This is a genomic window from Rhizobium ruizarguesonis (genome assembly GCF_012349115.1).
Lineage (GTDB): Bacteria > Pseudomonadota > Alphaproteobacteria > Rhizobiales > Rhizobiaceae > Rhizobium > Rhizobium ruizarguesonis.
Genome location: NZ_PQIG01000063.1, coordinates 116,367 through 129,619, shown reverse-complemented (window position 1 = coordinate 129,619; position 13,253 = coordinate 116,367). Strand labels below are relative to the sequence as shown.

General features: G+C 61.4%; 15 protein-coding genes. 13 read left to right on the top strand and 2 right to left on the bottom strand.

Annotation, left to right across the window (positions count from 1 at the left end; all coding sequences use genetic code 11):
- The first annotated feature begins 181 nt into the window (after positions 1-181).
- From C3Y91_RS07485 to trmB, 13 genes are all read left to right on the top strand, one after another.
- Positions 182-748 carry a NifU family protein gene (locus C3Y91_RS07485; RefSeq protein WP_130771060.1) on the top strand — a complete coding sequence of 189 codons (567 nt, stop codon included), beginning with the start codon at positions 182-184 and terminating at the stop codon, positions 746-748.
- An 88-nt stretch (positions 749-836) separates the two neighbouring features.
- Positions 837-1,499: a tRNA (adenosine(37)-N6)-threonylcarbamoyltransferase complex dimerization subunit type 1 TsaB gene (gene tsaB, locus C3Y91_RS07480; RefSeq protein WP_024322188.1), complete on the top strand. Its 663-nt coding sequence runs from the start codon at positions 837-839 to the stop codon at positions 1,497-1,499.
- Positions 1,496-1,996: a GNAT family N-acetyltransferase gene (locus C3Y91_RS07475; RefSeq protein WP_018070061.1), complete on the top strand. Its 501-nt coding sequence runs from the start codon at positions 1,496-1,498 to the stop codon at positions 1,994-1,996. Before tsaB ends, C3Y91_RS07475 begins: the two co-directional genes overlap by 4 nt.
- An 82-nt stretch (positions 1,997-2,078) precedes the next feature.
- A complete protein-coding gene (locus C3Y91_RS07470) occupies positions 2,079-2,507 on the top strand; it encodes a Fur family transcriptional regulator (protein WP_003544875.1) in 429 nt (142 codons plus the stop codon).
- 27 nt (positions 2,508-2,534) lie between these two features.
- Positions 2,535-3,332: a lyso-ornithine lipid O-acyltransferase gene (gene olsA, locus C3Y91_RS07465; protein ID WP_024322189.1), complete on the top strand. Its 798-nt coding sequence runs from the start codon at positions 2,535-2,537 to the stop codon at positions 3,330-3,332.
- Between the two features lie 320 nt (positions 3,333-3,652).
- Complete coding sequence (gene miaB, locus C3Y91_RS07450; protein ID WP_130654457.1) at positions 3,653-5,062, top strand: tRNA (N6-isopentenyl adenosine(37)-C2)-methylthiotransferase MiaB; 1,410 nt, start codon at positions 3,653-3,655, stop codon at positions 5,060-5,062.
- Positions 5,063-5,080: 18 nt separating this feature from the next.
- Positions 5,081-6,133, top strand: a complete 1,053-nt coding sequence (locus C3Y91_RS07445) for a PhoH family protein (protein ID WP_024322191.1) — start codon at positions 5,081-5,083, stop codon at positions 6,131-6,133.
- Positions 6,133-6,648: an rRNA maturation RNase YbeY gene (gene ybeY, locus C3Y91_RS07440; RefSeq protein WP_018070056.1), complete on the top strand. Its 516-nt coding sequence runs from the start codon at positions 6,133-6,135 to the stop codon at positions 6,646-6,648. The genes C3Y91_RS07445 and ybeY overlap by 1 nt, the downstream gene beginning before the upstream one ends.
- Positions 6,645-7,790, top strand: a complete 1,146-nt coding sequence (locus tag C3Y91_RS07435; RefSeq protein WP_018070055.1) for a hemolysin family protein — start codon at positions 6,645-6,647, stop codon at positions 7,788-7,790. Before ybeY ends, C3Y91_RS07435 begins: the two co-directional genes overlap by 4 nt.
- Positions 7,791-7,870: 80 nt before the next feature.
- Positions 7,871-9,475, top strand: coding sequence for an apolipoprotein N-acyltransferase (gene lnt / locus C3Y91_RS07430; protein ID WP_130687476.1), 1,605 nt, complete (start codon positions 7,871-7,873; stop codon positions 9,473-9,475).
- 152 nt (positions 9,476-9,627) lie between these two features.
- Entirely contained in the window at positions 9,628-10,044 is a 417-nt protein-coding gene (locus tag C3Y91_RS07425) for a helix-turn-helix domain-containing protein (protein ID WP_017966725.1), read from the top strand.
- 178 nt (positions 10,045-10,222) lie between these two features.
- Positions 10,223-11,461: a methionine adenosyltransferase gene (gene metK, locus C3Y91_RS07420; RefSeq protein WP_018070053.1), complete on the top strand. Its 1,239-nt coding sequence runs from the start codon at positions 10,223-10,225 to the stop codon at positions 11,459-11,461.
- A gap of 8 nt (positions 11,462-11,469) precedes the next feature.
- Positions 11,470-12,171 carry a tRNA (guanine(46)-N(7))-methyltransferase TrmB gene (gene trmB / locus C3Y91_RS07415; RefSeq protein ID WP_018070052.1) on the top strand — a complete coding sequence of 234 codons (702 nt, stop codon included), beginning with the start codon at positions 11,470-11,472 and terminating at the stop codon, positions 12,169-12,171.
- A gap of 261 nt (positions 12,172-12,432) precedes the next feature.
- Here trmB and C3Y91_RS07410 read toward each other — a convergent pair whose 3' ends face one another.
- Both C3Y91_RS07410 and C3Y91_RS07405 read right to left on the bottom strand, forming a co-directional pair.
- Entirely contained in the window at positions 12,433-12,690 is a 258-nt protein-coding gene (locus tag C3Y91_RS07410) for a BQ00720 family protein (protein WP_003556039.1), read from the bottom strand.
- Positions 12,691-12,737: 47 nt separating this feature from the next.
- Complete coding sequence (locus C3Y91_RS07405; protein WP_018070051.1) at positions 12,738-13,163, bottom strand: Hsp20 family protein; 426 nt, start codon at positions 13,161-13,163, stop codon at positions 12,738-12,740.
- Positions 13,164-13,253 lie beyond the last annotated feature (90 nt).

The window sequence follows — 13,253 nt, the reverse complement described above, 5'->3', positions numbered from 1 at the left end:
TGATGCCGAAAAGTGTGAGCGGTTTTCGGACGAGATCATGCTCTAACTATCAGGCCTAGAATCATCCTGTTCCAGCTTTTCTTGAGTACAAGTCTCTTGATTAGAGCCGTCAATCGGCTTATCTTCTTTTGAAGAATTCTAAAGACGGTCGAGACCATGGGCCGGCCGCATGGAGAACCAGATGTTCATTCAGACCGAAGCCACGCCGAACCCTGCCACGCAGAAGTTCCTGCCGGGCAAAGTGGTGATGGAAAACGGCACGGCCGAGTTCCGCAGCGCCGAAGAGGCTGAAGCCTCGCCGCTCGCCGCCCGCCTGTTCGAAATATCAGGCGTCACCGGCGTCTATTTCGGCTATGATTTCATTTCCGTCTCCAAGGATAATGCCGACTGGCAACATCTTAAGCCGGCTATATTGGGCTCGATCATGGAGCACTTCATGTCCGGCAAGCCGGTCATGGGCGATGCCTCCATCCTTTCCGAAGACGCCGATGCCGGCGACGAATTCTTCGACGAAGGCGATGAATCGATCGTGCTGACCATCAAGGAGCTTCTGGAAACCCGCGTGCGCCCGGCCGTTGCCCAAGACGGCGGCGACATCACTTTCCGCGGCTTCAAGGACGGCAAGGTCTACCTGAACATGAAGGGTTCCTGCGCCGGCTGCCCGTCTTCGACGGCAACGCTGAAGCACGGCGTGCAGAACCTGCTGCGCCATTTCGTTCCGGAAGTGCAGGAAGTGATTGCCGCTTAAAAAACTTGAATTCGTCCGGCTGTTCATCTCAGGTTCGGCCGAACGGATTTATCGATAGGCGACACTGGTTTATTCGGAAATTGATGGCATGATCATTCTGGCGCTCGACACGGCGGGTGTGGACTGCGCTGCCGCTGTCTATGACAGCGGCAGGAATACGGTGCTGGGGGAGGCATCGGACATGATCGGCAAGGGGCATGCTGAACATCTGATTGGTATCGTCGATCGCGCGCTGGATCAGGCGGGACTGGCGCTTTCTCATATCGACCGCCTTGCCGTCACCATCGGTCCCGGCTCCTTTACCGGCATCCGCGTCGGCGTTGCCGCAGCCCGCGGTTTTGCGCTCTCCCTCAATGTTCCCGCCGTCGGCATCACGACGCTAGAAGTCATGGCATCAGCCCAGCGCGACAAGACGCCTCATCGCGCCGTGCTGGCGGCGATGGATGCCAAGCGCGACGAGATCTACCTCCAGTCCTTTGCAGCCGACGGTTCTCCGCTCGACACGCCACGGGCGGTCAGCGTTGCAGAAGCGCAGGCTTTTGCCGCCGGCTTCGACGGCGAGATCACCGGTTCGGCGACGGTGCTGCTGAAGGCTGACGCCGGCGGTGATCACATCAACAGATTCCCGATCTCCATCGTGGCGCGCCTGGGCGCTGCCGCCTCCCCCGATGCCGGAAAGCCGAAGCCCCTTTATCTGCGCGGACCTGATGCCAAGCCGCAGGCCGGGTATGCGATTGCGCGACGAGTATGACGATGCTGGAAGCCTATCTGACGCTGAAACCGGAATTCGAGATCATCGCCATGGAGCGCGAGGATTGCCGCGAGGTCGCCCTCCTGCACGGCGAGCGGTTCGCCCGCCCCTGGGGCGATGGTGAGTTTCACGGCCTGCTGATGCAGGACACCGTGTTCGGCTTCGTCGCACGCCAGACCAATGCCATCCTGAAAAAGCCGCTTCCGGGGTTCATCCTTGCCCGCCATGTCGCCGGCGAGGCGGAGATCCTGACGATTGCCGTGCAGGCGAAGGTCGCCCGCGCCGGACTGGGCTGGCGGCTGATGCAGGCGGCGATGCGGGAAGCACACGCGCGTGGCGGCGAGAGCATGTTTCTCGAGGTCGACAACGGCAATACGGCAGCACTTGGCCTCTACCGCAAGCTCGGCTTCGAAAAGGTCGGCGAACGCCAGGGTTACTACAGGCAAGAAAACGGCGCCCTCTCCACGGCGCTTGTCATGAAGCGCGTTCTTCGGTAGTTCCCTGGCAGCGAGATGACATGCAGGCCGGCGCAAATGCCGTGCGGCGTTGTCGAAACACGAATATCTCTATAGGCGGGCGATGACTGATGTAGCCAAGACCCTTGAGGAGCTTTGCACCGAACGCGGCATGCGCATGACCGAGCAGCGCCGCGTGATCGCGCGCATTCTCGAAGACTCGGAAGACCATCCCGACGTCGAAGAACTCTACCGCCGCTCGGTGAAGGTCGATGCGAAGATCTCGATCTCGACCGTCTATCGCACCGTGAAACTGTTCGAGGATGCCGGCATTATCGCCCGCCATGACTTCCGCGACGGGCGCTCGCGCTATGAGACGGTGCCGGAAGAGCATCACGACCACCTCATCGACCTGAAGACCGGCACGGTCATCGAATTCCGCTCGCCGGAGATCGAGGCACTGCAGGAGCGCATCGCCCGCGAGCACGGCTTCCGGCTGGTCGACCACCGTCTGGAGCTCTACGGCGTTCCGTTGAAGAAAGAAGACCTCTGAAGCAATGGCAGCCTGGGAGACCAGCATTTGATCGCCTGGCTGCGCATCGCCTTCGCTGCGGTCGTCATCCTTGCCGTCAGCCTCGTGCTGATGCCGCTGCAGGTGCTGGCGCTGCGGTTCGACTGGCGGCTGCGCCGCAGGCTTCCGCGCGTCTGGCACCGTATCGTCTGCTATTGCCTCGGCATCCGCGTCCGCGTGAGCGGCAAGCTGGAAGATCGCCGGCCGCTGATGCTCTGTTCCAACCATTCCTCCTGGCTGGATATCATGGTGATGTCGGCCGTTGCCGACGTCGTCTTCATTGCCAAGATCGAGGTTCGCGACTGGCCGATCTTCGGCGCGCTCGCCAAGCTGCAGAAAAGCGTCTTCGTCGTGCGCGAGGAGCGGCGCAAGACCGGTCATCAGGCAAACGAGATCGCCGGGCGCATGGCCGACGGTGAGATCGTCGTGCTCTTTCCCGAGGGCACGACCTCGGACGGCAACCGGCTGCTGGAGGTCAAGTCCTCGCTATTCGGTGCTGCCGCGATGGCGGTGCCCACGTCACCGACGGGAACGGTCGTGGTGCAGCCGGTGGCGGTTGCCTATACCAGGGTGCATGGCATCGCCATGGGGCGTTATCACCGGCGGCTCGCCGCCTGGCCGGGGGATCTCGACCTCTTGCCGCATCTCATCGACATCGTGCGCTGCGGCGCCATCGACGCCGAGGTTTCTTTCGGCGAGGCGGTGGATTACCGCGCCGACACCAGCCGCAAGGAGGTAAGCGCGACGATCGCCTTGCGCATCCGCAACCTCCTGAACAGCCGCCTGCGCGGGCGGGAAATCTCTTAGAGCCTTTCCTGGTCAGATTGCAGCATTCTGCCGGAGCAGGTTTTCGTCAGGGCAGAGGCGATTGGCGAAGGGCATACCCCTTGGTACGTCCGAGCCGATCGCCTCTGATCCTGGCGGAAAGATGCCCGGCCCTTCGGGTTGGCTGAAACGGGCCGCCTGATCGACCGGCCGGCTTGGCCGTAGAGCTTGGCTACGACGCGCGCCGGCCGATCGACCATCCGACTCCGCTTGAGCCAACAGAATGCCGCAATCTGACCAGGAAAGGCTCTAAAGCAAGATTTCGATTTTCTCCGGCGGCAAAAACCACTAAATAGCGCGCCATGACACAGGACAGCGCCCTTCTCCAGGCCCCGGAATCGACACCCCGCGATGGCAGCAACAGCCGCAAGGTCTTCATCAAGACCTATGGCTGCCAGATGAACGTCTACGATTCCATGCGCATGAGCGACGCGCTCGCCCGCGACGGCTACGAGCCGACGGAAGATATGGAAGAGGCGGACCTCGTTCTGCTCAACACCTGCCATATCCGCGAGAAGGCGGCCGAGAAGGTCTATTCGGCGCTCGGGCGGCTGCGCGAGATGAAAAAGAAGAAGGCGGCGGACGGCCGGGAGATGATGATCGGCGTTGCCGGCTGCGTCGCCCAGGCCGAAGGCGAGGAGATCCTGCGCCGCGCACCCGCCGTCGACGTCGTCATCGGCCCGCAGACCTATCATCGCCTGCCGGAGGCGCTGCGCCGGGCCAAACAAGGCCACCGCGTCGTCGATACGGAATATGCGATCGAGGACAAGTTTGAGCATCTGCCGATCGCCGAGAGCCGAAAGATCCGCGCCCGCGGCGTCACCGCCTTCCTGACGGTGCAGGAGGGCTGCGACAAGTTCTGCACCTTCTGCGTCGTGCCCTATACACGCGGCTCGGAAGTGTCGCGGCCGGTTTCCCAGATCGTCGAGGAAGCCGAAAAGCTCGTGGAAAGCGGGGTGCGCGAGATCACCCTGCTCGGGCAGAACGTCAATGCCTGGCACGGCGCCGGGAGCCAAGGCGAGGCATGGAGCCTCGGCGACCTGCTCTATCGCCTGGCGGAGATCCCCGGCCTTGCGCGGCTGCGCTATACCACAAGCCATCCGCGCGACATGGACGACCGGCTGATCAACGCCCATCGCGACCTCCCGGCGCTGATGCCCTATCTGCATCTGCCGGTGCAATCGGGCTCGGACCGGATCCTGAAAGCAATGAACCGGCGTCACACGGCGGCCGAATATCTGGCGCTGATCGAGCGCATCCGCACCGTGCGGCCTGACATCGCCCTGTCCGGCGATTTCATCACCGGCTTTCCGGGGGAGACAGATGAGGATTTTGAGGATACACTGAGGCTTGTGGAGGAGGTACGTTATGCACAGGCCTTCTCGTTCAAATACTCGACACGGCCGGGCACACCCGGCGCGGAACTGAAGGATCAGGTGCCGGAAGAAATCAAGGCAGAACGGCTGGAACGCCTGCAAATGCTTCTCCTGAAGCAGCAGCAGGAATTTGCCGAATCCTGCATCGGCAAGGAGATCGACCTGTTGCTCGAAAAGCCCGGTCGCATGCCGGAACAACTAATCGGACGTTCTCCCTGGCTTCAATCAGTGAATGTTGATGCAAAAGCATCGCAAATCGGTGACATTATTAAAGTGCGAATCACCGGAACCGGAACAAACAGCCTGTTTGCCGAACGCGCAGAGGCTGCGGTTTAACCTAAGGAGCCCGACCGCTTGAACGGACAAGAATTGGTTTCTTCTTCACCGCGCCACCCCCGCACGCCGAGCGACACCAATCACTTCGTCCTGACGTTCGAGAACAACCGGTTCGCCAGCGAGCTGTTCGGTCAATTCGACCAGAACCTCAAGCTGCTCGAGCAACGGCTCAATATCGATGCGCGGGCACGCGGCAATTCCGTCGTCATCACAGGCGATGTCGTGACCACCAATCAGGCGCGGCGCACGCTCGACTATCTCTATGAAAAACTTCAGAAAGGCGGCAGCGTGGAACGATCCGACGTCGAGGGCGCAATCCGCATGGCGGTCGCCGCCGACGACCAGCTCAGCCTTCCCACAATGGAACGCAAGGCCAAGCTGACGATGGCGCAGGTTTCGACACGCAAGAAGACGATCATCGCCCGCACGCCGACGCAGGACGCCTATATCAGGGCGCTGGAACGCGCCGAGCTCGTCTTCGGCGTTGGCCCGGCCGGCACCGGCAAGACCTATCTTGCCGTCGCGCATGCCGCCCAGTTGCTGGAGCGCGGCGCGGTCGAAAAGATCATCCTGTCGCGTCCGGCGGTCGAGGCCGGCGAGCGCCTCGGCTTCCTGCCCGGCGACATGAAGGAAAAGGTCGATCCCTATCTTCGCCCGCTCTATGACGCACTCTACGACATGATCCCCGCCGACAAGGTCGACCGGGCGATCGCCGCCGGCGTCATCGAAATCGCGCCGCTCGCCTTCATGCGCGGCCGCACGCTCGCCAACGCCGCCATCATCCTCGACGAAGCGCAGAACACGACAACGATGCAGATGAAGATGTTCCTGACGCGTCTCGGCGAGAATGCGCGCATGATCGTCACCGGCGACCCGAGCCAGATCGACCTGCCACGCGGCGTCAAATCCGGCCTCGTCGAGGCCTTGCAGCTTCTGAACGGCGTCGAGGGCATCTCGATCGTGCGCTTCAAGGATACCGACGTCGTCCGCCATCCGCTGGTCGGGCGCATCGTCAGGGCCTATGATTCCACCTATGCCGTCGAAACCGAAGACGTCAGCCGGCAGGACTGATGGCCGAACTCGACATCCAGATCAGCGTCGAGGACATCGGCTGGCCCGGCGAGGAAACGCTGCAGTCGTTTTGCGAACGCGTGCTCAGTGCCGCGGCAATCTATCTCCGCGACAGCGAGAAGCAGCCCTTCCCGACGATGCCGCCCGAGGTTTCGCTTGTCTTTACCGACGATGCCTCGATCCAGGACATCAACGCCGAATGGCGCGGCAAGGACAAGGCGACCAACGTGCTCTCCTTCCCCGCCTTTCCGGTTCAGCCCGGCAAGATGCCCGGTCCGATGCTCGGCGACATCATCATCGCCCGGGAGACGGTGGAGCGGGAAGCGACCGAGCTGGAAAAGAGCTTCGACGACCACCTGACCCATCTTCTGGTGCACGGTTTCTTGCATCTTCTCGGCTACGATCATATGAATAGTGCCGAAGCCGAAATTATGGAGGGGCTGGAGACTCGCATTTTGGCGCAGCTCGGCCTATCTGATCCTTACGAGGGTCAAGACCTTAAAATGGAACCATGAGCGACTTTACGACGAAGCCGGCGGCAGACGCCAAGGACTCCGAGCCATCCTCCTCTTCGGACGAGGCAGGCAGTAGTAGTCGGCCATCCGGCCGATCGCAATCCTTCTGGTCGCGCGCCGCGCGCATGCTTCGCCCGCAGCAGGGCTCGCGACTGCGCGAGGATCTCGCCGACGCGCTGATGACCGATGCGGCCGGCGACGATGCCTTTTCGCCGGACGAACGGGCGATGCTTAACAACATCCTGCGCTTTCGCGAAGTGCGCGTCGCCGACGTGATGGTGCCGCGCGCCGATATCGAGGCGGTCGACCAGAACATCACCATCGGCGAGTTGATGATCCTCTTTGAGGAATCCGGCCGTTCGCGCATGCCTGTCTATGCCGATACGCTCGACGATCCGCGCGGCATGGTGCATATCCGCGATCTGCTCTCCTATGTCGCCAAGCAGGCGCGCAACAAGCGCCGCGGCCCGACGAAACCGGCCGCTGTCGTGCCGGCGATCGAGGTTGCGCCGGAAAACATCCAGAAGACCACGCGTTCGGCCAAGCAGAATTTCGATCTCGCCCGCGTCGACCTGCAAAAAACGCTGGCCGAGGCCGGCATCATCCGCAAGATCCTGTTCGTGCCGCCGTCGATGCTGGCGTCCGACCTGTTGCGCCGGATGCAAGTAAACCGCACGCAGATGGCGCTCGTCATCGACGAATATGGCGGCACCGACGGGCTTGCCTCGCATGAGGACATCGTCGAAATGGTGGTCGGCGACATCGACGACGAACATGACGATGAAGAAGTGATGTTCAAACGCGTCGCCGAAGACGTCTTCATCGCCGACGCCCGCGTCGAACTGGAAGAGATCGCCGCAGCGATCGGGCCGGATTTCGACATCAGCGAGCAGGTCGACGAGGTCGATACGCTGGGCGGCCTAATCTTCTCGGCGCTCGGCCGCATCCCGGTGCGCGGCGAAGTCGTACAGGCGCTGCCGGGCTTCGAATTTCACATCCTCGACGCCGATCCGCGCCGCATCAAACGGCTGCGCATTACCCGCAAGCGCCATGCGGTTCGCCGCCGCGCCAAGACGGATGGCGACATCGCCCCCGGCTCCGAGGCCGGCGACGACCGGCCGGCGGAATCGACCGCCAACTGACAGGACCCAACTGACGGGACAAAGAGCCGCTTTTTTGAAAGACTGCGAGCGGGTTGATTCGCGGGTTGATGGGAGTGCGCATGGAGCGGCTTGCGGACAGGGTTATCCTCGTCTGGGGTTTCAAACGGTCGCTGCTGGCCATCGCCGCCGGGGCATTCGCGGTTCTGGCGCTGCCGCCCTTCGGCTTTTTCGCGGCGATGTTCGTTTCCTTCACGCTGCTCGTCTGGCTGATCGACGGGGCGGCGGCTTCGCCTGAAAGCGGCCTGATCGGCAGGCTGTGGCCGGCGTTCACCACCGGCTGGCTGTTCGGCTTCGGCTATTTCGTCGCCGGTCTCTGGTGGCTCGGCCATGCGCTGCTGGTCGATCAGGAGGAATTCGCCTGGGCGCTGCCGCTGGCAATCCTCGGGCTGCCGGCCTGTCTTGCGATCTTCTACGGGCTGGCAGCCGCCCTTGCCCGCATCATCTGGTCGGATGGCATGGGGCGGATCGCCGCGCTTGCGGCAGGCTTCGGGCTGATGGAGTGGCTTCGAAGCGTGATCCTCACCGGCTTTCCCTGGAACGCCATCGGCTACGGCATGATGCCGGTTCCGCTGATGATGCAGTCGGCGCATGTGATCGGGGCGATGGGGGTGACGACCCTTGCCGTCTTCGTTTTTTCTGCGCCTGCCCTTGCCGGGACGCGGCAAGGCGCGCGGCCGGGCATCGCGCTCGCCGTCCTGCTCTTTGCCGCCCATCTCGGTTATGGCGCTTATGTTCTCCATCTCGCGCCGCGGCCGAACACATTGCCGGAGGACAAGCGGCCGGTGGTGCGGTTGGTGCAGCCGGCAATCGACCAGGCGGCGAAGATGGACAACGACGCCGACCGCGCCGCGATCTTCGAGACGCATCTGAAGCTTTCGGCTGAAGCACCGAAGAATGGCGGACGCAAACCCGATATCATCGTCTGGCCAGAAACCTCGATCCCCTTCATCCTGACCGACAACCAGGATGCGCTGACGCGGATCGCCGATACGCTTGATGACAACCAGGTGCTGATCGCCGGCGCCGTGCGCGCCGAGGAGATGGGGCCAGGCACTCCGACGCGCTATTATAATTCCATCTACGTGATCGACGGCCGCGGCCAGATCATCGGCGCCTCCGACAAGGTGCATCTGGTGCCTTTCGGCGAATACCTGCCCTTCGAGGACGTGCTCACCGAATTCGGCATTCAGAACGTCGTCGAAATACCAGGAGGGTTTTCGGCCGCGGCAAGCCGGCACCTGCTGACGCTGCCCGGCGGCCTCAATCTCTATCCGCTGATCTGTTACGAGATCATTTTCCCCGGCGAAATGACCGGCGACATAAAAGACGCCAATGCGATCCTCAATATCACCAATGACGCCTGGTTCGGCGCGACGCCCGGCCCCTATCAGCATTTCCAGCAGGCGCGGGTACGGGCTGTTGAAACCGGTCTGCCGTTGATTCGTGATGCCAATAGCGGCATTTCAGCGCTGGTGAACGCCCATGGGGAAATTATTGCGGGCCTCGATCTTGAGGAAACCGGCTTCATCGATGCAACGCTCGATAGCAACAGCGCGGGACTCGGAACGACATACCCCCAGCAAACATACTTCTGGTTGACCGAGGCACTGCTGATTCTGATTGCGCTAATTTCTCGCAGAGGTTTTATTTCCGGGTTGAATTGACCAAAAACCCCTAAAATTGCATAGTGATGACAATCGGCGTTCTTAACGTATGTTCGAAGGTGGGTTCCTCACCTCTTGCAACGTGGCGTTTTGGGATGGATCAGGGGCATGCCGGTTAGAAACAGGTTGAAATTCTTAGCTAGGGCACGACCATGATTGAAAACAAAAAGAAGCCGAATCCGATCGACATCCATGTTGGCAGCCGTATTCGCCTCCGTCGTACGATGCTGGGCATGAGCCAGGAAAAGCTTGGCGAAAGCCTTGGCATCACCTTCCAGCAGATCCAGAAATACGAAAAGGGCACCAACCGCGTCGGCGCAAGCCGCCTGCAGAACATCTCGAACATCCTCAATGTTCCGGTGTCCTTTTTCTTCGAGGACGCGCCCGGCGAACATTCTGCCGGCGGCGGCGGCATGGAAGCCTCCAGCTCGAATTACGTCGTCGATTTCCTGTCCTCCTCGGAAGGACTGCAGCTCAATCGCGCCTTCGTCAAGATTTCCGATCCCAAGGTTCGCCGCAAGGTCGTGGAGCTGGTGAAAGCCCTGGCCGCTGAAGCCGACGCCGACTGAACCAAGACCAGTGCAGAATTCGAAAGGCGGTCGAAAGGCCGCCTTTTTTGCGTTTTTGGGGCAAAATTTGTCACTTTGCCGCAGATATAAAGATATATTTATGTCCTTCTGCGCTTGTCATCGGCCCTCGAACTGAGTACCTACTAGCTGGCTTTTGTTCTTTGAGGGGAATCCCGAAATGCGCGCGAATTATCTCTTTACCAGCGAATCTGTTGCCGAAGGTCATCCGGACAAAGTCTGTGACCGCATCTCCGACGAGATCGTCGATCTGGTCTACCGCGAAGCGGCCAAGACCGGCGTCAATCCATGGGGCGTGCGCATTGCCTGCGAAACGCTGGCGACGACCAACCGCGTCGTCATCGCCGGCGAAGTCCGCCTGCCGCCGAGCCTGATGAAGAAGGACAAGGACGGCAAGGACGTCATCAACCCGTCGAAGTTCAAGGCTGCCGCCCGCCGCGCCATCAAGGATATCGGCTACGAGCAGGACGGCTTCCACTGGAAGAAGGCCAAGATCGACGTGCTCTTGCACTCGCAGTCGGCCGATATCGCGCAGGGCGTCGACAGCGCCTCCGACCAGCAGGGCGACGAAGGCGCCGGCGACCAGGGCATCATGTTCGGTTACGCCTGCCGCGAAACGCCGGACCTAATGCCGGCCCCGATCTATTATTCCCACAAGATCCTGCAACTGCTCGCGATTGCCCGCAAGAAGGGCGACGGCGAAGTCGCCAAGCTCGGCCCCGACGCCAAGAGCCAGGTGACCGTGCGTTACGTCGACGGCAAGCCGTCGGAAGCAACCTCGATCGTGCTTTCGACCCAGCATCTCGACGAGAGCTGGGATTCGAACAAGGTCCGCGCCGTCGTCGAGCCCTATATCCGCGAAGCGCTCGGTGAACTGAAGATCGCCGACGATTGCAAGTGGTACATCAATCCGACCGGCAAGTTCGTCATCGGCGGACCGGACGGCGATGCGGGCCTCACCGGCCGCAAGATCATCGTCGACACCTACGGCGGTGCCGCTCCGCATGGCGGCGGTGCATTCTCCGGCAAGGACACGACGAAGGTCGACCGTTCGGCCGCCTATGCCGCCCGCTACCTTGCCAAGAACGTCGTCGCCGCCGGCCTTGCCGACCGTTGCACGATCCAGATCTCCTACGCGATCGGCGTCGCCCAGCCGCTGTCGATCTATGTCGACCTGCACGGCACCGGCAAGGTCACCGAGGATCAGATCGAAGCGGCTATCCGCAAGAACATGGACCTTTCGCCGACCGGTATCCGCCGCCATCTCGACCTCAACAAGCCGATCTATGCCAAGACCTCTGCTTATGGCCATTTCGGCCGCAAGGCCGGCCGCGACGGCTCGTTCTCCTGGGAGCGCACCGACCTCGTGAAGGCGCTCAAGGAAAGCGTGAAGGCCTGAGATAAAGCATGACGGATATGGAACGCCGCAGCCGGGCGACCGAAGCCTTCTTCGGTCGCCGCAAGGGCAAGGCCCTGCGCGAACAGCAGGCCGAGACGCTGAACAGTCTCCTGCCGGCATTCCTGATCGATCTTACAGCGGCTCCCCCCGAGCCGCTGACATCCCTCTTCCCGGTTCCAGTCGAAAGATTGCGGCTGGAAATCGGTTTCGGCGGCGGCGAGCACCTGATCCACCGCGCGCTGGAGACACCTTCGACCGGCTTCATCGGTGTAGAACCCTTCGTCAATTCCATGCAGAAGCTGCTGTCGCGCATCGGCGAGACCGGCGCTTCCAATATCCGCGTCTATAATGACGACGCGACGCAGCTGCTCGACTGGCTGCCGGACGGTTCACTCGATATAATCGATCTGCTCTATCCCGATCCCTGGCCGAAGCGGAGGCACTGGAAGCGGCGCTTCGTCTCGAAAACCAATCTCGACCGCTTTCATCGCGTGCTGAAGCCCGGCGGCCTGTTCTGCTTCGCCTCCGACATCGACACCTATGTGAACTGGACGCTGATCAAATGCCGCGACCATGGCGGTTTTGACTGGATGGCCGACAATGCAGCAGATTGGCTGACGCCCTATGAGGGCTGGCCGAGTACACGCTACGAGGCCAAGGCGCGACGCGAAGGCCGGTCTTCGGCCTATCTGACATTCAGGAAGATCTGAGCCTACCGCAATTCAAAGTGCCGCGGCATCCTTTGCTCGTCTCTAAAGCGCGGTGCAATCTTTCAGATCGCTCCTCGCGCTTTAGGTCTTTGTTTTTACGCATGTCGTTATCGCAAAACCGCTGCACAGTTTTGCGCGACATGCTTTAAAGACGCGCGGCGCTGTAGGCGCAATGTCGCGACAACAGTCCCGACCGCAGCGAAATGAATAAGGGGACCCCGTGCCGGAACGCGGTAAAACGCGACAGACGGTCGTTGACGGTCAGTGCAGGCTGACCGTCTTCAATTCGTCCTCGGCAGCCTTGAAGAAGGTGCTGGAGCGGTTATCCGTCAGCAGGATCGGCGTGCCGTCGGCGCCGAAGAGCGCCCAGAGATCGACGGTCGGATCGATATCCGGCGCCTCGGGAAAGCACTTGGCGACCTCATCGGTCCGCATTTTTCTGATATAGGCGACCTCGCCGTTGCCGATGTGGGCAAGCTCGGATTTGGTCAAGTGAGACGTGGCTTCTTTCATCAACATTCCTGTTCCTCCGGGAGAAGGGACCAACGGTTCGACAAACCGTTGTGCTACTGTGAGACCGAAATGTTAATTTTCTTGACCATTCGCGCGGGTTCCGGACGAATTAGATCGACGGAGAGCAGACCGTTCTTCAGGCCGGCGCCGAGCACCTGCATGCCATCAGCAAGAACGAAGGTACGCTGGAACTGCCGGGCGGCGATGCCGCGATAGAGATAGTCCCGCTCGACCTGCTCGACCTGGCGGCCGCGGATCAGAAGCTGGTTCTCCTCAATGGAGACATCGAGTTCGTCTTCGCTGAAGCCGGCCACGGCAAGGGTGATGCGCAGACGTTCCGGCGCACCGCTGTCGGCGCCGATGCGTTCGATATTGTAAGGCGGATATCCGTCGCTCGCCTTGGAAATGCGCTCCAGCGTCTTTTCCATTGCATCGAAGCCCAGAAGCAGCGGGCTGGCGAAAGGGGTAATGCGGCTCATCTCTTTTCAAGTCCTTGGCGCAAGCGACCATCCCGGACCTTAAGTGCAGCATCCGGATGCCGCTAATATGGGGACAGGAGCCCGGCGCTG